General features: G+C 63.3%; 19 protein-coding genes. 15 read left to right on the forward strand and 4 right to left on the reverse strand.

All coding sequences use genetic code 11. The features are described 5' to 3' along the window. Positions 1 to 142 precede the first annotated feature (142 nt). From dapA to RX331_RS16815, 4 genes are all read left to right on the forward strand, one after another. Entirely contained in the window at positions 143 to 1,033 is an 891-nt protein-coding gene (gene dapA, locus RX331_RS16800; protein ID WP_317257583.1) for a 4-hydroxy-tetrahydrodipicolinate synthase, read from the forward strand. 43 nt (positions 1,034 to 1,076) lie between these two features. Continuing rightward, the gene (gene mscL, locus RX331_RS16805; RefSeq protein ID WP_283034418.1) at positions 1,077 to 1,490 is read left to right on the forward strand and encodes a large conductance mechanosensitive channel protein MscL; all 414 of its coding nucleotides are present in this window, start codon (positions 1,077 to 1,079) and stop codon (positions 1,488 to 1,490) included. A 1-nt stretch (position 1,491) separates the two neighbouring features. Next, positions 1,492 to 1,965 (forward strand): SsrA-binding protein SmpB, encoded by a 474-nt coding sequence (gene smpB, locus RX331_RS16810; RefSeq protein ID WP_317257584.1) that lies wholly within the window; start codon positions 1,492 to 1,494, stop codon positions 1,963 to 1,965. Between the two features lie 108 nt (positions 1,966 to 2,073). Beyond that, the gene (locus tag RX331_RS16815; protein WP_317257585.1) at positions 2,074 to 2,649 is read left to right on the forward strand and encodes a peroxiredoxin; all 576 of its coding nucleotides are present in this window, start codon (positions 2,074 to 2,076) and stop codon (positions 2,647 to 2,649) included. 45 nt (positions 2,650 to 2,694) lie between these two features. Here the strand turns inward: RX331_RS16815 and RX331_RS16820 are convergent, their stop codons facing one another. Beyond that, positions 2,695 to 3,348, reverse strand: a complete 654-nt coding sequence (locus RX331_RS16820; RefSeq protein ID WP_317257586.1) for a uracil-DNA glycosylase — start codon at positions 3,346 to 3,348, stop codon at positions 2,695 to 2,697. A 143-nt stretch (positions 3,349 to 3,491) separates the two neighbouring features. Then, positions 3,492 to 4,124, reverse strand: coding sequence for an NYN domain-containing protein (locus tag RX331_RS16825; RefSeq protein WP_283034422.1), 633 nt, complete (start codon positions 4,122 to 4,124; stop codon positions 3,492 to 3,494). A gap of 354 nt (positions 4,125 to 4,478) precedes the next feature. On the opposite strand from RX331_RS16825, the gene rpoZ reads away from it, so the two are divergent. The 11 genes from rpoZ (at position 4,479) to RX331_RS16880 (ending at position 16,537) form a co-directional block, all read left to right on the forward strand. Then, a complete protein-coding gene (gene rpoZ, locus RX331_RS16830) occupies positions 4,479 to 4,871 on the forward strand; it encodes a DNA-directed RNA polymerase subunit omega (protein ID WP_024512695.1) in 393 nt (130 codons plus the stop codon). A gap of 295 nt (positions 4,872 to 5,166) precedes the next feature. Beyond that, a complete protein-coding gene (locus RX331_RS16835) occupies positions 5,167 to 7,464 on the forward strand; it encodes a bifunctional (p)ppGpp synthetase/guanosine-3',5'-bis(diphosphate) 3'-pyrophosphohydrolase (RefSeq protein ID WP_317257587.1) in 2,298 nt (765 codons plus the stop codon). 154 nt (positions 7,465 to 7,618) lie between these two features. After that, the gene (locus RX331_RS16840) at positions 7,619 to 8,383 is read left to right on the forward strand and encodes a pyridoxine 5'-phosphate synthase (protein ID WP_317257588.1); all 765 of its coding nucleotides are present in this window, start codon (positions 7,619 to 7,621) and stop codon (positions 8,381 to 8,383) included. Next, positions 8,380 to 8,799, forward strand: a complete 420-nt coding sequence (acpS, locus tag RX331_RS16845; RefSeq protein ID WP_317257589.1) for a holo-ACP synthase — start codon at positions 8,380 to 8,382, stop codon at positions 8,797 to 8,799. The genes RX331_RS16840 and acpS overlap by 4 nt, the downstream gene beginning before the upstream one ends. A 282-nt stretch (positions 8,800 to 9,081) precedes the next feature. Continuing rightward, positions 9,082 to 9,840, forward strand: coding sequence for a signal peptidase I (gene lepB, locus RX331_RS16850; protein WP_317257590.1), 759 nt, complete (start codon positions 9,082 to 9,084; stop codon positions 9,838 to 9,840). Then, positions 9,837 to 10,661: a ribonuclease III gene (gene rnc, locus RX331_RS16855; protein WP_317257591.1), complete on the forward strand. Its 825-nt coding sequence runs from the start codon at positions 9,837 to 9,839 to the stop codon at positions 10,659 to 10,661. Before lepB ends, rnc begins: the two co-directional genes overlap by 4 nt. After that, positions 10,651 to 11,577, forward strand: a complete 927-nt coding sequence (era, locus tag RX331_RS16860; RefSeq protein ID WP_317257592.1) for a GTPase Era — start codon at positions 10,651 to 10,653, stop codon at positions 11,575 to 11,577. The genes rnc and era overlap by 11 nt, the downstream gene beginning before the upstream one ends. A 34-nt stretch (positions 11,578 to 11,611) precedes the next feature. Further along, positions 11,612 to 11,992 (forward strand): hypothetical protein, encoded by a 381-nt coding sequence (locus RX331_RS16865; protein ID WP_317257593.1) that lies wholly within the window; start codon positions 11,612 to 11,614, stop codon positions 11,990 to 11,992. Between the two features lie 184 nt (positions 11,993 to 12,176). After that, a complete protein-coding gene (recO, locus tag RX331_RS16870) occupies positions 12,177 to 12,929 on the forward strand; it encodes a DNA repair protein RecO (protein WP_317257594.1) in 753 nt (250 codons plus the stop codon). A gap of 184 nt (positions 12,930 to 13,113) precedes the next feature. Continuing rightward, entirely contained in the window at positions 13,114 to 15,369 is a 2,256-nt protein-coding gene (gene parC / locus RX331_RS16875; protein ID WP_317257595.1) for a DNA topoisomerase IV subunit A, read from the forward strand. A gap of 220 nt (positions 15,370 to 15,589) precedes the next feature. Next, positions 15,590 to 16,537, forward strand: a complete 948-nt coding sequence (locus RX331_RS16880; protein WP_317257596.1) for a cation diffusion facilitator family transporter — start codon at positions 15,590 to 15,592, stop codon at positions 16,535 to 16,537. Positions 16,538 to 16,571: 34 nt separating this feature from the next. Here the strand turns inward: RX331_RS16880 and RX331_RS16885 are convergent, their stop codons facing one another. Then, positions 16,572 to 16,805, reverse strand: coding sequence for a hypothetical protein (locus RX331_RS16885; RefSeq protein WP_317257597.1), 234 nt, complete (start codon positions 16,803 to 16,805; stop codon positions 16,572 to 16,574). 60 nt (positions 16,806 to 16,865) lie between these two features. After that, a complete protein-coding gene (chrA, locus tag RX331_RS16890) occupies positions 16,866 to 18,251 on the reverse strand; it encodes a chromate efflux transporter (protein WP_317258155.1) in 1,386 nt (461 codons plus the stop codon). Between the last annotated feature and the right edge of the window lies 1 nt (position 18,252).

Genomic DNA, 18,252 nt, shown 5'->3' on the forward strand with positions numbered 1-18,252 from the left:
GTGTTCGGCCCGGACCAAGAAAGGGCGTCGAAACAAAGCGCTAGCGCCATATGGTACGGCCCTTTCGCCCGCTCGTCAGACCCGATATGAATTGAAATCCAGTTTCGGTCGTGCCGTTTTCTTAAGCGTTCGGAGGAAGTCCATGGCAGCCAAGACAAAGTTCCGAGGGTCGCTCACGGCCTTGGTCACGCCATTCAAAAACGGCTCGCTCGACGAAGCCGCCTTCCGGGGTCTCATAAGCTGGCAGATCGAGCAGGGGTCCCATGGCCTCGTTCCCGTGGGCACCACCGGCGAAAGCCCGACGCTGAGCCATGCCGAGCATCATCGGGTCGTCGAGATGTGCATCGAGGAGGCGAGAGGACGCGTGCCTGTGATCGCCGGCGCGGGCTCGAACTCGACTCGCGAAGCCATCGACCTTGCTGTTCACGCCGAGAAGGCCGGTGCCGATGCCGTTCTCGTGGTGACGCCGTACTACAACAAACCGACCCAGGAAGGGATGTATCAGCACTTCAAGGCGGTGAATGACGCGATCGGGATTCCGATCATCATCTACAACATCCCGCCGCGCTCCGTCGTCGACATGTCGGTCGAGACCATGACAAGGCTGTTCGAGTTGAAGAACATTGCCGGCGTCAAGGACGCCACCGCCAATCTTGCCCGGGTATCGCAGCAGCGCCATGCGATGGGGCCGGATTTCATCCAACTTTCCGGCGAGGACATGACTGCACTGGCCTATATGGCGGCCGGAGGACATGGCTGCATTTCGGTGGTCGCCAATGTGGCGCCGAAGCTATGTTCGGACCTGATGTCAGCTGTCATGCAGGGGGATTACGCCACCGGACTGAAGATCCAGGATCGCCTGACGCCGCTGCATGATGCCGTCTTCAAGGAGCCCGGCCTTGCGGGAGCCAAGCATGGCCTCAAACTGCTGGGGCGGATCGATGAAGAAGTGCGCTTGCCCTTGATGAACGTGACGCCGCCGACCGGCAAGGTGATCCGCGACGCCATGGTGCATGCCGGCCTGCTCAATTAGGGCTGCACGGTCTTCGCCCCAAGGACGAAGAAGGGAAGCCAACATGCTGAAGGAATTCCGCGAATTTGCGATGAAGGGTAACGTCGTCGACCTCGCCGTCGGCGTCATCATCGGCGCGGCTTTCGGCGCCATCGTGAACTCACTGGTCGGCGACGTGATCATGCCGATCATCGGCGCCATCACGGGCGGTCTTGATTTCTCCAACTATTTCACGCCACTCGCGAAGACGGTGACCGCCAACAATCTGGCGGATGCCAAAAAGCAAGGCGCAGTGCTGGCTTGGGGCAATTTTCTCACGCTGACGCTGAATTTTCTTATCATCGCGTTCGTCTTGTTCATCGTGATCCGCGCCATGAATCAGTTCAAGCGCAAGGAAGAGACTGCCCCTGCGGCGCCCAAACTGACCAAGCAGGAAGAGTTGCTGACCGAGATCCGCGACCTCCTGAAGAAGAGCTAACGTGGCCGAAAAAAAAGAACGCCCGATCAAGGTTGCCGCCGAAAATCGTAAGGCCCGGTTCAATTATGCAATCGAGGACACGATCGAGGCCGGCATTGCGTTGACCGGCACCGAGGTGAAGTCGATCCGCAACGGCAAGACCACCATCGCGGAATCCTATGCGGATTCCAAGAACGGCGAGATCTGGCTGATCAACGCCAATATCCCGGAATATCTGCAGGCCAACCGCTTCAACCACGAGCCGAAGCGGCCGCGCAAACTGCTGCTGCACCGTAAGCAGATCAACAAGCTGATGGGCGCGGTCGATCGCGACGGCATGACGCTGATCCCGCTAAAACTCTATTTCAACGAGCGCGGCCGCGCCAAGCTGTTGCTGGCGATCGCCAAGGGCAAGAAGCTGCACGACAAGCGCGAGAGCGAGAAGAAGCGCGACTGGGGCCGCGAAAAAGGCCGCCTGATGCGGGCACGGGGGTAGTCTCACCCGTCATTGCGAGCGAAGCGAAGCAATCCATCTTCTTTGCGGCGCAATGGATTGCTTCGTCGCTTCGCTCCTCGCAATGACGGCGGATAGAGGAAGAGATCCATGAACCAGAAAAATCTGCTCGACGTCGACTGGAGCAAGATACCCGCGCCGGAGGACGACGGCGGAGCGGGGCATCTCTTCGGCATGGCGATCCCGCCGGTCACGCTGCTCGCCACCGACGACAATTCGGTGACGCTGTCCGAGCTTTCCGGACGTACCGTGGTGTTCGCCTATCCCCGCACCGGAGAGCCTGGCAAGATCAGCCTGGTCGACGATTGGGACATGATCCCCGGCGCGCGCGGCTGCACGCCGCAGACCTGTTCGTTCCGCGACCTCTTTGCCGAGCTGAAAGCCGCCGGCGCCCGGCAGGTCTTCGGCGTTTCGACGCAGGATAATGCCTATCAGACGGAGATGGCCTCGCGGCTGCATCTGCCGTTCCCGGTGCTGTCGGACGACAAGCTGAAGCTGACGGCTGCGCTGAACCTGCCGACCATGGAAGTCGCCGGACTGACGCTGATCAAGCGCCTGGCGCTGATCATCGATGACGGCCGCATCCGCCACGTCTTCTACCCGGTATTCCCGCCCGACCGTAACGCCGCCGACGTGCTGGCGTGGTTGCGGGAGAATCCCGCGTAGAGTGCTGAATTGTAGGGTGGCGAAGCGCGCCCACCTACGATTGCCCTACGAATCCAGCTCCTTGCGCACCTTCGCAAATACCTCGCGGAACATCTTTGGCGTCAGCACGCCGGTGTTCGTGTTGTAGCGCGAGCAGTGATAGCTGTCGTAAAGCTTGAAACCATCCGTCTTGTGTACGGCACCGTGCGAAAATGGGGCGGCGGCAGCGCGGAGGCCGAGCGCCTTCAGCGTCGTATCGTGCGCGATGCGGCCAAGCAGGACGATCGCGCGCAGCTTTGGCATGGTCGCAATCGTTGTCGCCAGGAATTGCCGGCAGGTGTTGATCTCGATTGGCAGCGGCTTGTTCTGCGGCGGCACGCAGCGCACTGCATTGCTGATGCGGCAATCGACCAGCTTCAGCCCATCATCAGGCCGCGCCTGGTAGGTGCCCCTGGCAAAGCCGTATTCGAGCAGGGTCGCGTACAAGAGGTCGCCGGCATAGTCGCCGGTGAAGGGACGTCCGGTCCGGTTGGCGCCCTGCAGGCCCGGCGCCAGGCCGACGATCAACAATCGCGCGGCCGCGCTGCCGAACGATGAGACCGGGGCGTTGTGCCAGGTCGGCTGCTTGGCGCGCGCCTCGGCGCGGAATTCGGCGAGCCTCGGGCAAAGCGGGCAGTTGCGCTCGGGTTCGGCTTCAGCGGGGATGGGCAGGCTGGTCATGTATCCAGAGTGCTTTCGAAAGGCAGCCTGAAGCGGATGGAGCGTGGCGAATGCCGGCTTGCGCCGCCGATGCGCGCGAAAATAAAAAGCCCCGGTTCTGCGTTCAATCAGAACCGAGGCTCTAGCAGCGGTGTGGCCTATTCTCAATCGTCGAAATCGTCGTCGGCGGCACCGCGCGGCGCCACGGTGGTGGCGCGCTGCAGGAATTGCGGGGAGTGATGGCGCGGCTCGCGGGGGGCGGGGCGTTCGGAGGGGTCGCGGCCGAGCTTGGACTGCAATTCAACGAGATCGGTGAAGACGTCGGCCTGGCGACGCAACTCGTCGGCGATCATCGGCGGCTGACTCGAAATCGTCGACACCACCGTAACGCGAACACCGCGGCGCTGTACCGCTTCGACCAGCGAGCGGAAATCGCCGTCGCCGGAGAACAGCACGATTTGGTCGACATGCTCTGCGAGTTCCATGGCATCGACGGCGAGTTCGATATCCATGTTGCCCTTCACCTTGCGGCGGCCGGAAGCGTCGATGAATTCCTTCGTCGCCTTGGTGACGACGGTGTAGCCGTTATAGTCGAGCCAATCGATCAGCGGGCGGATCGAGGAGTATTCCTGATCCTCAATGATCGCCGTGTAGTAGAACGCACGCAACAGCGTTCCGCGGCTCTGAAATTCCTTGAGAAGGCGCTTGTAATCGATGTCGAAACCGAGCGTCTTGGCCGTTGCGTATAGGTTGGCGCCATCAATGAAGAGCGCAATCTTGTTGGAAGCTGGTGACATCAAATGGTTCTCACGTTGTGGTTCGCTTTTCTAGCGCAGCGGCTAACGACCGCGCGCACTTTCCAGGTCTGTTGCCTAAAGTTCGGTGAATCGTGCCCCACGACAGTCACCACTGCAATTATGGTGAGGCGAGGGCGAAAAACCTAGACTTTTGACTGTGCAATGAAGAGATTTACTTGTCCTGTACGGCAACCTCGCCGCGTCTGGACGCTCCGGCCCGTCTGGCCCCGGACTTGGGGTACCAGAGCCCCTTGGGAACGCAAATCACAAATTTGGTCTTGCGAAACCGCCCTTGCCACTATAACTAGCGGTCATATCTGACATATTTGGCCCCAAATAGCGGAGCGACAGTCTATGGCGCGCGTCACCGTGGAAGATTGCATTGATAAGGTCGACAACCGGTTCGACCTGGTGTTGCTGGCGGCACATCGCGCCCGTATGATCTCGTCCGGATCACAACTCACGGTTGATCGGGACAACGACAAGAATCCGGTCGTTTCGCTGCGGGAAATCGCCGATTCCACCATCTCCCCGGAAGACCTGCGCGAGGAACTGGTTCACTCGCTGCAGAAGTTCGTCGAGGTGGACGAGCCAGAGCCCGATACCGTGCCGCTGATCGGCTCGGCCGGTGCCAGCGTCGATGCCGACGACACCGAGGTTGCGGTCGAACGCATGACCGAGGAAGAGCTGCTCAAGGGTCTCGAAGGCTTGGCGCCGCCGGAAGAGCAGCCTGAGGAAGATGAATAAGCCGGACGGTTCCGGACCTTCCTGAACGCCCGATTTGCCAAAGGCCCGGACACCCCGTCCGGGCCTTTGCTTTTGTTGACATTTCTGAAGTTACGATGCGTCCTTGTCGGGGCGAGCCGAAATCGGAGTAATCGTCCGTCCGACCGGATCGGGCGGGGACACCGCACGGTGGCTCGCCCAAGCGAAATTGAACCGCTTTGCGGCCCGAACGGCGTGCATCGCCGTTCGAAACCGCATTAGATACGTAAATGGCGAGACCCGGCTTACGGGTCTGGTGGAAGAAGGCGATGATGTGATGGCGTACTGGCGCCGCAGCTCCCGGCAGATGCAGGCCGCAACCGGCGGGGTAGCGGTCGCCCCGAGCTCGCCCGTGGCCGAGAGGCCGAAATCGCCGCGCTCGCGCATGATGCGGCAATACGATCTGGTCGAACGCGTCCGCTCCTATAACCCCGATACCAACGAAGACCTGCTCAACCGCGCCTACGTCTACGCCATGAAGGCGCACGGCACGCAGACGCGCGCCTCCGGCGATCCCTATTTTTCCCATCCGCTCGAGGTCGCGGCGATCCTGACCAACCTCAAGCTGGACGACGCCACCATCGTCGCTGCGCTGCTGCACGATACGATCGAGGATACCGAGGCGACGCGCGCCGAGATCGACAACATCTTCGGCCATGAGATCGGCGCGCTGGTCGAAGGCCTCACCAAGCTGAAACGGCTGGAGCTGGTCTCGCGCGAGGCCAAGCAGGCCGAGAACCTGCGCAAGCTGCTGCTGGCGATCGCCGACGACGTCCGCGTGCTCTTGATCAAGCTCGCCGACCGTCTGCACAACATGCGCACGCTGGAATTCGTGCCGCACGCCTCGCGCCGCCGTATCGCCGAGGAGACCCTCGACATCTATGCGCCGCTCGCCGGCCGCATGGGTATGCATGAGATGCGCGAGGAATTGGAAGACCTGTCCTTCCACGTGCTCGACCCCGAAGCCTATGCGGTGGTGAAGCAGCGGCTCGACGCGCTCGCCGACCGCAACCGCAACCTGATCGGCGAGATCGAAAGCCAGCTCTCCAAGAACCTGCAGAACAACGGGATCGCCGCGCGCGTCTATGGCCGCCGCAAGCAGCCGTTCTCGATCTGGACCAAGATGGAGCGCAAATCGGTCGGCTTCGAGCAATTGTCCGACATCTACGGCTTTCGCATCATCCTGACCGACGTCGAGGCCTGCTACCGCGCCCTCGGCGTCGTACACACCACCTGGCCGGTGGTGCCGGGACGCTTCAAGGACTACATCTCGACGCCGAAGCAGAACGACTATCGTTCGCTCCACACCACCGTGATCGGCCCCGGTAACCAGCGCGTCGAACTGCAGATCCGCACCGAGGAGATGAACCAGATCGCCGAGTTCGGCATCGCCGCGCATGCCTTCTACAAGGAGGGCATGGGCTCTCCGACCGAACGGCTCAAGCATGAATCCAACGCCTTTGCCTGGCTCCGCCATACCGTCGGAATCCTGTCGGAAAGTTCTAATCCGGAAGAGTTTCTGGAGCACACCAAGCTGGAGCTGTTCCACGACCAGGTGTTCTGCTTCACCCCAAAGGGCAAGCTGATTGCGCTGCCGCGCCAGGCCAATGTGATCGACTTTGCCTATGCCGTGCACACCGACGTCGGCAATTCAGCAGTCGGCTGCAAGATCAACGGCAAGTTCGCGCCGCTGTCGTCCGAGCTGCAGAACGGCGACGAGGTCGAGGTCCTGACCTCGAAGGCGCAGTCGGCGCCGCCCTCGGCCTGGGAATCGCTGGCGGTCACCGGCAAGGCCCGTGCGGCGATCCGGCGTGCCACCCGCACCGCGGTGCGCGACCAATATGCCGGCCTCGGCCGCCGCATCATCGACCGCCTGTTCGCCCGCGCCAAGATCGAATACGCCGACGACAAGCTGAAGGGCGCGCTGCCGCGGCTGGCGCGCGCGTCGATCGAGGACGTGATGGCCTCCGTCGGGCGCGGCGAACTGAAGGCTTCCGATGTCGCCCGCGCGATGTATCCGGACTACAAGGAAGAGCGGCTGGTGAAGTACGGCGCTGCCAAGAAGAGCCTGGCGGTGAAATTGAAGCTGAAGTCGGAGCCGCCGCATCCGGCGCGCTCTGCCTCGGTTATCCCGGTGCGCGGCATCAATTCCGACCTGCCGGTGAAGTTCGCGCCGAACGGCGGCGCCGTGCCGGGCGACCGCATCGTCGGCATCGTCACGCCGGGCGAGGGGATCACGATCTATCCGATCCAGTCGCCCGCCTTGAAGGATTTCGAGGAGGAGCCGGAGCGCTGGCTCGACGTGCGCTGGGACATCGACGAGACCATGCCGCAACGTTTCCCGGCGCGCATCCTGGTGCACAACGTCAACGAGCCCGGCAGCCTCGCCCAGGTCGCCACCGTGATCGCCGAGCACGACGGCAATATCGACAATATCAGCATGTCACGCCGCTCGCCCGATTTCACCGAGCTGACCATCGACCTCGAGGTCTATGACCTCAAGCATCTCAGTGCAATTATCGCGCAATTGCGCGCCAAGGCCGTCGTCGCCAAGGTTGAGCGGGTCAATGGCTAGGCGGTATCGTCATTGCCGGGCAAAAGCGCGAAGCGCGTCCCTTGAATTAAACGACCCGGCAATCCATCCTTCTCAAGTAGATGGATGCGCGGGTCACGCCCGCGCATGACGTCCGTGCCATTTTTCGGCCGGCAAGCCAGTTTGTGAGACCATTATGCCCGTTCCTCCGCTGCGCCTCGGCGTCAATGTCGACCACGTCGCCACCTTGCGCAACGCGCGCGGCGGCGAACGGCCCGATCCGGTCCGCGCTGCGTTGGCCGCGATCGCGGCGGGCGCCGACGGCATCACCGCGCATCTGCGCGAAGACCGCCGGCACATCCGCGACGCCGACATGGCCCGTCTGAAGGCCGAGATCTCCAAGCCGCTGAATTTCGAGATGGCGGCGACAGAGGACATGCTCCGGATCTCGCTGGTGACCAAACCGCACGCCGTATGCCTGGTGCCGGAGCGCCGCGAAGAACTCACCACGGAGGGTGGGCTGGACGTTGTCGGCCAGCACAATGCGCTGGCGCCGTTCATCGCGCGGCTTAACGATGCCGGCATCAGGGTGTCGCTGTTCATCGCCGCCGACCCCAGCCAGATCGAGATGGCGGCAAAGCTGCGCGCACCCGTGATCGAGATCCATACCGGCGGCTGGTGCGATGCCGTGGTCGACGGCCATGCGGCGAAGGCCGCGGCGGAATGGCAGCGAATCGTGGAGGGCGCCGCCTTGGCGCGCGCGGCCGGGCTGGAGGTCCATGCCGGCCACGGCCTCGACTACCAGACGGCCGAGACGATTTCTGCGCTGCCCGAGATCGCCGAGCTCAATATCGGCTATTTCATGATGGGGGAGGCGCTGTTCGTCGGCCTCCCGGAGACGGTGCGGCAGATGCGTGCCGCGATGGACCGCGGCCGCGGGAAACTCGCAGGACACACATGATCATCGGCATCGGCTCCGACCTGATCGACATCACGCGGGTGGCCAAGGTGATCGAGCGCCACGGCGACCGCTTCCTGGACCGCATTTTCACCGACGCCGAGCGCGCCAAGGCGGCGCGCCGCGCCAACAGCGAAAAGCTGGTGGTCGCGACCTATGCCAAGCGATTCGCCGCCAAGGAGGCCTGTTCCAAGGCGCTCGGCACCGGGATCCGGCGCGGGGTCTGGTGGAAGGATATGGGGGTGGTGAACCTGCCGGGCGGCCGACCGACCATGAAACTCACCGGCGGCGCGCTGGCCCGGCTGGAAGCGCTGACGCCGGAGGGGCTCGAGGCGCGGATCGATCTGTCGATCACCGACGATTGGCCCCTGGCGCAGGCCTTCGTCATAATTTCGGCGGTGAGCCCCAGCAAATCGTGAGCCGCGCGGGCGTTTCCGCGGGAGCGGGAACAAAACTAAAAATCATTGACTGTTCAAATGGTTATAAAGTTTTGACGACGCGCTTGATTGCGCGCCCACCAACAACCGTCTAAAACGCCGCCAACGATATATTCGAGCCAGGGCCGATTCTGGTTTGCGCCAGGATTGGCCCTCAACATCAGGTATTAAGATCGTTTTCCTGACGCGAAGCCTGCAGGCGATTCGCGCGCGAAAAACGTTCTGCCACCGCGCGGGTCAGCGTCCGCGGGAATTGGGAAAGCGATGAGCGTGACATCTGGCACAAAATCTGAAAGCGGCTTGGGTGAAACCATCCGCGTCGTCATCCATGCTCTCCTGATCGCGCTCGTCATCCGCACCTTCCTGTTCCAGCCGTTCAACATCCCATCGGGATCGATGAAGGCGACGCTGCTGGTGGGCGACTACCTGTTCGTCTCGAAATATTCCTACGGATACAGCCACTATTCGATTCCGCTGTCGCCGCCTTTGTTCTCGGGCCGCATTTTCGGCTCGGAACCGAACCGGGGCGACATCGTCGTGTTCCGCCTGCCGAAGGACGACTCCACCGACTACATCAAGCGCGTGATCGGCCTGCCGGGCGACCGCATCCAGATGCGGGAAGGCCTGCTCCACATCAATGACAAGCCGGTCAAGCGCGAGCGGCTTTCCGACTTCATCGGCGAGGACCCCTGCGGCTCCGACGCCACCGCACGGGTCAAGCGCTGGAAGGAAACGCTGCCGAACGGCGTCAGCTATGAGACGCTCGATTGCGTCGACAACGGCTTCTACGACAACACCAACGTCTATACCGTGCCCCCCGGCCACTTCTTCATGATGGGCGACAACCGCGACAACTCGACCGACAGCCGGGTGCTGTCGGCGGTGGGTTACGTGCCCTTCGAGAATATCGTCGGCCGGGCGCAGATGATCTTCTTCTCGATTGCCGAGGGCGAACACGCCTGGATGTTCTGGCGCTGGCCGACCGCGGTGCGCTGGAATCGCCTATTCTCCATCGTGCGATGAACGACGAGACCTCGATCATTCCCGATACGGCGACCCCAGACGAGGCGGGACAGCAGACCGATGTCGCCGCCGGTGCGGCTGCGCCGAAAAAGAAGAAGCGCGGCAAGGCGGCAGCCAAGGCCGCCACCGCCGCGATCGAGGGCCGCATCGGCTATACCTTTTCCGACCCCGCGCTGCTGACGACGGCCTTTACCCACGTCTCGGCCTTGAAGCCCGCGACCCGCCATCGGGCCGACAGCTACCAGCGCCTGGAATTTCTTGGCGATCACGTGCTTGGACTGATCATCTCCGACATGCTGTACCGCGCCTATCCGCGGGCCGACGAGGGCGAATTGTCGAAACGGCTGGCCGATCTCGTGCGCAAGGAAAGCTGCGCCGACGTTGCCAAGTCGCTCGGGCTGCTCGAGGACATCAAGCTGGGCGCGGTCGGCGCGGGGGCGAGCGCGCGGCTGCGCAAATCCGTGCTCGGTGACATCTGCGAGGCGGTGATCGGAGCGATCTATCTCGACGGCGGCTATGCCGCTGCCTCGCAATTCGTCGAGCGCAACTGGCTTGAGCGGATGCGCAAGCCGCGCCGGCCGCTGCGCGATCCCAAGACGGTGCTGCAGGAATGGGCCCAGAGCAAGGGCCTGCCGACGCCGGTCTATCGCGAGATCGAGCGCACCGGGCCGCATCACGACCCGCAATTCCGCGTCGCCGTCGACCTGCCGGGCCTCGTGCCCGCCGAGGGTGTCGGCGGCTCCAAGCGCGCGGCCGAGAAGGTGGCGGCATCCGTGATGATCGAACGCGAAGGCGTTGCCGGCGGCAGCAATGACAGTTGAAGCTTCACCCGCGTCGCCCGCCGAGACCCGCTGCGGTTTCGTCGCGCTGATCGGCGCCCCCAATGTCGGCAAGTCGACCCTGGTCAACGCGCTGGTCGGCTCCAAGGTCACCATCGTCTCGCGCAAGGTGCAGACCACGCGGGCGCTGATCCGCGGCATCGTGATCGAGGACAAGGCTCAAATCATTCTGGTCGATACGCCCGGCATCTTCTCGCCGAAGCGACGGCTCGACCGTGCCATGGTGTCCACCGCCTGGAGCGGCGCCCATGACGCCGACCTCGTCTGCGTGCTGCTCGACGCCAAGGCCGGGATCGACGAAGAGGCCGAGGCGATCCTGAACAAGCTCGCGACGGTGGCGCATCCAAAGATCCTGGTGCTGAACAAGATCGACCTGATCCCGCGCGAAAAGCTTCTGGCGCTGGCGCAGGCCGCCAACGAGCGCATGAAGTTCGAGCACACCTTCATGATCTCGGCGCTGTCGGGCGACGGCGTCGACGATTTGCGCAAGACGCTGGCGGAGAGCGTGCCGCCGGGCCCGTTCCACTATCCCGAGGATCAGATGTCGGACGCGCCGCTGCGGCATCTGGCGGCGGAAATCACCCGGGAGAAGATCTACCGCCAGCTCCATCAGGAACTGCCGTATCAATCAACCGTCGAGACCGACACCTGGACCGAACGCAAGGACAAGTCGGTGCGGATCGAGCAGACGATCTTTGTCGAGCGCGAAAGCCAGCGCAAGATCGTGCTCGGCAAGGGCGGCGCCACCATCAAGTCGATCGGCGCCGATTCGCGCAAGGAGATCGCGGAAATCCTGGGCGTGCCCGTGCACCTCTTCCTGTTCGTCAAGGTGCGCGAGAACTGGGGCGACGACCCCGACCGCTACCGGGAAATGGGACTGGAATTCCCCAGGGAATGATCAGGCCAAACAGGCAACAAGAAGAACAGGCACGATGAACGTACCCCGCAATGTGGTCTGGTTTGAGGTCCTGCTGTATTTGTCGCTGACGCTGGATGCCGTGTCGGTGGCGTTTCAGGACCGCACACCGACGGCGAAGATGACGGAGCAGATGATCAACACCGGAACGCTGATGGCGGCCGGCCTGATCCTGCTGCTGGTCTACTTCGTCCGGCTCGCCGCCCAGCACCGCAAGAACTGGCCGCGCTGGGTGCTGGCTGCAGCCCTCGTGCTGTCGGTTATTTCGCTGGTGCAGATCATCGGCGAGAAGGGCCTGCAGTTCGACAGCGGCATCGAGATCATTTCCTGTGCGCTGACGGCGATGGGGCTGTATTTTTCGTTCACCGGCGACGCGGTGGGATGGTTCAACGCGTGACGCCCTCTCGTGTCACGGACGCAGCGCATCACGCAAGTGATGCGCTGCAGAGCCGGGACCCAAGAGGCTGCGATATGGCCGACATGGACCCCGGCTCTGCGAAGCAGCACTGCGTGCCGCATCGCGTCCGGGGAACGCTCGGGCAAAAGCTGCGCTCTCCACCCAAATCCGCTAAACTCCCCCCATGGAATGGACCGATGAAGGCATCGTGCTGGGGGTGCGGCGGCATGGCGAATCCTCCGCCATCGTCGAGCTTTTGACGCGCGAGCATGGCCGACATCTGGGCCTGGTTCGGGGCGGGGCCTCGTCACGGATGCGGCCGCTGCTACAGCCCGGCAACAGCGTCACCGCGGTGTGGCGGGCGCGGCTCGACGAGCATCTCGGCACCTACGCCATCGAAGGCACGCGGCTGCGTGCGGCAACGCTGCTGGCGTCCTCCCACGCCGTCTATGGCGTCACCCATCTGGCCTCGCTGGCGCGGCTATTGCCGGAGCGCGATCCGCATGAAGACATCTACGAAATGCTTGACCGCACGCTCGACGATTTCGACGATGCCGGCGGCGCGGCGGCCCGCCTCATCCGCTTCGAGCTCGCGATGCTGGCCGAGCTCGGCTTCGGCCTCGACCTGGAAAACTGCGCGGCCACCGGCGAGACCACGGATTTGATCTACGTCTCGCCGAAATCCGGCGGCGCCGTGTCGCGGCAGGCCGGCGAGCCCTATCGCGACCGGCTGCTGCGGCTGCCGCCGTTCCTGCGCGAAGGCGAGGGCGGCGCGAACAGCTGGTCGGACCAGGACCTTCAGGACGGTTTTCGGCTGACCGGTCTTTTCCTGCTACGCCACGTGCTGGAACCGCGCGGACAGGGCCATTCGGATGCGCGGGGCGGGTTCATCAATGCGGTGGCGCGGCAGCGGGCGCGAATCAGCTCGTTGGGTTGACCCCACTCCCTCACCCTGTCGTCCCGGCGGAGCCGGGACCCATGCGCCGCGGCCCATCGATGAAGCTGTGGCGCTAGCCATTTTTCGCCACAAACACTTGTGGTTATGGGCCCCTGCGTTCGCAGGGGCGACGGGCCCTTATTCGCATCTTGCCGGATTTGCCAGCAGCGTTTAACCCCTGCCCATGGGAAAACGACAGCTGCCGCCGGAAGAGCCGGCCGAAATCCATGAGGTGATGCTGCGCGACGCGCTGGAAGAGCGCTATCTCGCCTACGCCCTCTCGACCATCATGCATCGCGCCTTGCCGGACGCCCGCGACGGGCTGAAGCCGGTGCACCGGCGCATCCTCTACGGCATGCGCCTGCTCAGGCTCGACCCCGGCACGGCGTTCAAGAAGTCGGCGAAGATCGTCGGCGACGTGATGGGCTCGTTCCATCCGCATGGCGACCAGGCGATCTACGACGCCATGGTGCGCCTCGCCCAGGATTTCGCCTCGCGTTACCCGCTGGTCGACGGCCAGGGCAATTTCGGCAATATCGACGGCGATAACCCGGCCGCGTACCGCTACACCGAAGCCCGCATGACCGAGGTCGCGCGGCTCCTGCTCGAGGGCATCGACGAGGACGGCGTCGAATTCCGCCCCAATTACGACGGCCAGAGCAAGGAGCCGGTGGTTCTGCCCGGCGGCTTCCCGAACCTGCTCGCCAATGGCGCGCAGGGAATCGCCGTCGGCATGGCGACCTCGATCCCGCCGCACAACGTCGCCGAGCTCTGTGACGCCGCGCTGCACCTGATCGACAAGCCCGAGGCGAAATCCAAGTCGCTGCTGAAATGGGTCAAGGGCCCGGATTTCCCGACCGGCGGCATCATCGTCGATTCCAAGGAAAGCATCGCCGAAGCCTACATGACCGGGCGCGGCTCGTTCCGTACCCGCGCCAAGTGGGTCCAGGAGGAGGGCGCGCGGCGCACCTGGGTCGTCGTCGTCACGGAGATTCCGTGGCTGGTGCAGAAGTCCCGGCTGGTCGAGAAGATCGCCGAGCTGCTGAACGAGAAGAAACTGCCGCTGGTCGGCGACGTCAGGGACGAGTCCGCCGAAGACATCCGGCTCATCATCGAGCCGAAATCCCGTGCGGTCGATCCGGCGCTGATGATGGAATCCTTGTTCCGGCTTACCGAGCTGGAGAGCAAGATTTCGCTGAACCTCAACGTCCTGATCAAGGGCAAGATCCCCAAGGTGGTGGGGCTTGCGGAATGCCTGCGCGAATGGCTCGACCATCTCCGCGACGTGCTGGTACGCCGCTCGAACTACCGCAAGACCCAGATCGAGAACCGCCTCGAAATCCTCGGCGGCTATTTGATCGCCTATCTGAACATCGACAAGGTGATCAAGATCATCCGCACCGAGGACGAGCCGAAGCCGGCGTTGATCAAGGCGTTCAAGCTGACGGAAGTCCAGGCCGACGCCATCCTCAACATGCGCCTGCGCTCCTTGCGCAAGCTGGAAGAGTTCGAGATACGCACCGAGGACAAGAACCTCCGCAACGAACTGAAGGGCATCAAGTCGCTGCTCGGCTCGGAAGCCGAGCAATGGTCCAAGGTCGGCGAACAGGTCCGCAAGGTCCGCGACATCTTTGGGCCGAAGACGCCGCTCGGCAAGCGCCGCACCCAGTTCGCCGATGCGCCCGAGCATGATCTCGCGGCGATCGAGGAAGCCTTTGTCGAGCGCGAGCCGGTCACGGTCGTGATCTCCGAAAAGGGCTGGGTGCGCACGCTGAAGGGCCATGTCGAGGATATCTCGGGCCTGGCCTTCAAGACCGACGACAAGCTCGACCACGCCTTCTTCGCCGAGACCACCTCGAAGCTCTTGCTGTTCGCCACCAATGGCAAATTCTATTCGCTCGATGTCGCCAAATTGCCGGGCGGCCGCGGCCATGGCGAGCCGATCCGCATGTTCATCGATCTCGAGCAGGACGCGGCGATCGTGTCGCTGTTCGTCAACAAGGGCGAGCGCAAGTTCCTGATCGCAAGCAGCGAGGGGCAGGGGTTTGTGGTCAAGGAAGAGGACTGCGTCAGCAATACCCGCAAGGGCAAGCAGGTGCTCAACGTCACCATGCCGGCGGAAGCCTGTGCGATCGCCACCGTGCAGGGCGACACGGTGGCCGCGATCGGTACCAACCACAAGATGGTGCTATTCCCGCTGGAGCAGGTGCCGGAAATGGCGCGGGGCCGTGGCGTCCGCCTGCAGAAATATTCCAGCGCCAAGCTCTCCGACGTCGCCGTGTTCGAGCTCAAGGCGGGCCTGACCTGGAAGGATTCCGCCGGCCGCGAGCAGAGCATGAGCGCCAAGGATTTGGCCGACTGGCGCGGCAACCGCGCCGATGCCGGCCGTCTCGCCCACGGCCTGCCGAAGTCGAACAAGTTCTTGCGCGGCGTGGAGTGACGGGAGGTGATTGCTGTCGTCCCTGCGAAAGCATGCGAAAGCAGGGACCCATAACCACAATCATCCGTGGTCAGCATTCGCTGAACCTCCATCTCGCTTTAGCGATTGAGGGCGGTGATTATGGGGCCGGGCTCAAGGCCGGGACGACAGCGGAGATGGCCGCCCATCGCATCTACTCACTGTGATAGTATTCAGGCGTTGTCGCGCTATATACCGTGGAATGGCGCACGATCACGCTCACCACGATCACTCCCACGCCCATGACCATTCCCAGGGTCATGCCGGCCACAGCCATGCGCCCGACAGTTTCGGCTGGGCGTTTGCGATCGGCGCCTCGCTCAATACCGGCTTCGTCATTGCCGAACTGATCTTCGGTTATGCCGCCAATTCGCTGGCGCTGATTTCGGATGCCGTCCACAATCTCTCCGATGTGGTCGCGCTGCTGCTAGCATGGGCGGCGGCTTGGCTGGCGCAGAAGCAGCCGACGCAGCGGCACACTTACGGCTATCGTCGCGCCTCGATCCTGGCGGCGCTGTTCAATGCCGGCCTGCTGCTGGTGGCGGTCGGCGGCATTGCGGTCGAGGCGGTCAATCGGCTCTACACACCCGCGCCGGTCGCGGGTTGGACGGTCGTAGTGGTCGCGGCGCTCGGCGTCGCCATCAACGGTTTTACGGCACTGTTGTTCATGCGCGGCCGCCACGGCGACCTCAACATTCGCGGCGCCTATCTGCACATGGCGGCAGACGCCGGCGTCTCGCTCGGCGTGGTAGTGGCCGCGCTCGTCATCATGCTGACGGGATGGCTGTGGCTCGATCCCGCCATCAGCCTCGTCATCGCCGCAGTGGTATTCTGGAGCGGGTGGGGCCTGGCGCGCGACAGCGTCAACCTTGCGCTCGACGGCGTGCCGCGCGGCATCGAACTGGTCGAGGTGCGGGATTATCTCGCCGGCCTCGACGGCGTTGCCGAGGTGCATGACCTCCACGTCTGGGCGATGAGCACCAACGAGACCGCGCTGACCGCGCATCTGGTGCGGCCGGGCGGAACGGACGATGCCTTCCTGCATGGCGTCTGCGAGGAGCTGTTGCACCGTTTCAACATCCATCATTCCACGTTGCAGATCGAAGCTGCCGCCGAGGTCTGCAAGTTAGCACCGGCCGAGCGGGTGTAGTGCCGTCGGTGCATCGACATGCATTGGGGAATGCCTACTTTCGCTCCTTGATCTGGCCGCTGCTGTCGATGACGAGCCGCACTTCCTTGCCGTCCTTCATCGCCTTGGCGGTCGTACCTTCGGCAGTCGACTTGATGTCGCTGACCTGCGAATAACCGGCCGCCTGAATCTTGGCGATGAGTTCCTCCTGCGTCAGGGCATAAACGGGTGATAGTCCCGCCGCGATCGCCAGCCAGATGGTTGCGTAGAAGATCGTCCGTTTGCGCATGCTCTTGCTCCTGGTAATACCCTGCCCAGGTGAAATCCGGTCCAGTCCGTTAGTCCTCCCCTAAATGATGCCGACCGACCGCAGCAGGATGCCCGTGACGCATGAAGCGGCCAGAACGACGAGCATCCCGATGTTGAAGCGGAAGATTGCGGTTGCCGCCGCGATCGACAGGACGAGCGCCGGCAGGTCGATGCTGGCCAGCACCGGCGCGTCGAACGATAGGCTGAATCCTTGAACCGGAAAGGTCTGCCGGAACACGGTGTGTAGCGCGAACCAGATCGACAGATTGAGGATCACGCCGACGACCGCCGCGGTGATCGCCGAGAGCGCGCCGGCCAGCGCCTTGTTGCCTCGCAGCGCCTCGATGTAGGGCGCCCCGACGAAAATCCAGAGGAAGCAGGGCGCGAAGGTCACCCAGGTCGCCAGCAACCCGCCGAGAGTGCCGGCGATCATGGGCGACAGCCCGCTCGCCTCGCGGAATGCAGCCATGAAGCCGACGAACTGGACGACCATGATGAGAGGTCCGGGCGTGGTCTCCGCCATGCCGAGGCCGTCGAGCATCTCCCGTGGTGTGACCCAGTGGTAGTATTCGGCGGCCTGCTGCGCGACATAGGCCAGCACGGCGTAGGCTCCGCCGAATGTCACCATCGCCATTTTGCTGAAGAAGATCGCGATTTGGCTGAAGACATCGTTCGATCCCAGCGCAATGAGGAGCGCAAAGACGGGAACGAGCCAGATGGCGAGCCAGACCGCCAAGAACCGCAGCATGCGCGGCGTATTCGGTCGGACATGTTCGGGAATCCCTTCGCCAAGCATGCTGTCGATGATGGCAGAATTCTTTCCGCCATGTTCCAGAGCCGCGAATTCCGGCCTGCCAAACCGGGCACCGACGAAGCCGATGAAGGCGGCAGCGGCGATGATCAATGGAAACGGCACCCCGAAAAAGAAGATCGCGACGAACGCGATGGCCGCCAGCGCAATCATCATCCAGTTGCGCAGTGCGCGCTTGCCGACGCGGACCACCGCCTGGATCACAATGGCGAGAACGGCCGCCTTAAGCCCAAAGAACACCGCTTCGACGAAGCTGACATTGCCGTAGGCGGCATAGATATAGCTCAGGCCCATAATGGCGATGATGCCGGGCAGGATGAACAGCCCGCCGGCCACGATGCCGCCAGCCGTCCGGTGCAGCAGCCAGCCGATATAGGTCGCAAGCTGCTGCGCCTCCGGCCCCGGCAACAGCATGCAGTAGTTCAGCGCATGCAGGAACCGGCTCTCGGAGATCCAGTTCTTCTCCTCGACCAGAATGCGGTGCATCACCGCGATCTGCCCCGCCGGGCCGCCGAAGCTCAGTATGGCAACCCGGAGCCAGACCCGGACAGCCTCGCCGAAGCTGATGCCGTGATCGAGATGCCGGCTTGCGCCGGCATCGATCGTCTTTTCCATT

It is taken from the genome of Bradyrhizobium sp. BWA-3-5 (assembly GCF_032917985.1).
Classification (GTDB): Bacteria; Pseudomonadota; Alphaproteobacteria; order Rhizobiales; family Xanthobacteraceae; genus Bradyrhizobium.

What these genes read in the sequence shown, in the direction of transcription:
- dapA (WP_317257583.1), top strand. Translation starts at nt 143, where the DNA reads ATGGCAGCCAAGACAAAGTTCCGAGGGTCGCTCACGGCCTTGGTCACG.
- mscL (WP_283034418.1), top strand. Translation starts at nt 1,077, where the DNA reads ATGCTGAAGGAATTCCGCGAATTTGCGATGAAGGGTAACGTCGTCGAC.
- RX331_RS16815 (WP_317257585.1), top strand. Translation starts at nt 2,074, where the DNA reads ATGAACCAGAAAAATCTGCTCGACGTCGACTGGAGCAAGATACCCGCG.
- RX331_RS16820 (WP_317257586.1), bottom strand. Translation starts at nt 3,348, where the DNA reads ATGACCAGCCTGCCCATCCCCGCTGAAGCCGAACCCGAGCGCAACTGC.
- RX331_RS16825 (WP_283034422.1), bottom strand. Translation starts at nt 4,124, where the DNA reads ATGTCACCAGCTTCCAACAAGATTGCGCTCTTCATTGATGGCGCCAAC.
- rpoZ (WP_024512695.1), top strand. Translation starts at nt 4,479, where the DNA reads ATGGCGCGCGTCACCGTGGAAGATTGCATTGATAAGGTCGACAACCGG.
- RX331_RS16835 (WP_317257587.1), top strand. Translation starts at nt 5,167, where the DNA reads ATGGCGTACTGGCGCCGCAGCTCCCGGCAGATGCAGGCCGCAACCGGC.
- RX331_RS16840 (WP_317257588.1), top strand. Translation starts at nt 7,619, where the DNA reads ATGCCCGTTCCTCCGCTGCGCCTCGGCGTCAATGTCGACCACGTCGCC.
- acpS (WP_317257589.1), top strand. Translation starts at nt 8,380, where the DNA reads ATGATCATCGGCATCGGCTCCGACCTGATCGACATCACGCGGGTGGCC.
- lepB (WP_317257590.1), top strand. Translation starts at nt 9,082, where the DNA reads ATGAGCGTGACATCTGGCACAAAATCTGAAAGCGGCTTGGGTGAAACC.
- rnc (WP_317257591.1), top strand. Translation starts at nt 9,837, where the DNA reads ATGAACGACGAGACCTCGATCATTCCCGATACGGCGACCCCAGACGAG.
- era (WP_317257592.1), top strand. Translation starts at nt 10,651, where the DNA reads ATGACAGTTGAAGCTTCACCCGCGTCGCCCGCCGAGACCCGCTGCGGT.
- RX331_RS16865 (WP_317257593.1), top strand. Translation starts at nt 11,612, where the DNA reads ATGAACGTACCCCGCAATGTGGTCTGGTTTGAGGTCCTGCTGTATTTG.
- recO (WP_317257594.1), top strand. Translation starts at nt 12,177, where the DNA reads ATGGAATGGACCGATGAAGGCATCGTGCTGGGGGTGCGGCGGCATGGC.
- parC (WP_317257595.1), top strand. Translation starts at nt 13,114, where the DNA reads ATGGGAAAACGACAGCTGCCGCCGGAAGAGCCGGCCGAAATCCATGAG.
- RX331_RS16880 (WP_317257596.1), top strand. Translation starts at nt 15,590, where the DNA reads ATGGCGCACGATCACGCTCACCACGATCACTCCCACGCCCATGACCAT.
- RX331_RS16885 (WP_317257597.1), bottom strand. Translation starts at nt 16,805, where the DNA reads ATGCGCAAACGGACGATCTTCTACGCAACCATCTGGCTGGCGATCGCG.
- chrA (WP_317258155.1), bottom strand. Translation starts at nt 18,251, where the DNA reads ATGGAAAAGACGATCGATGCCGGCGCAAGCCGGCATCTCGATCACGGC.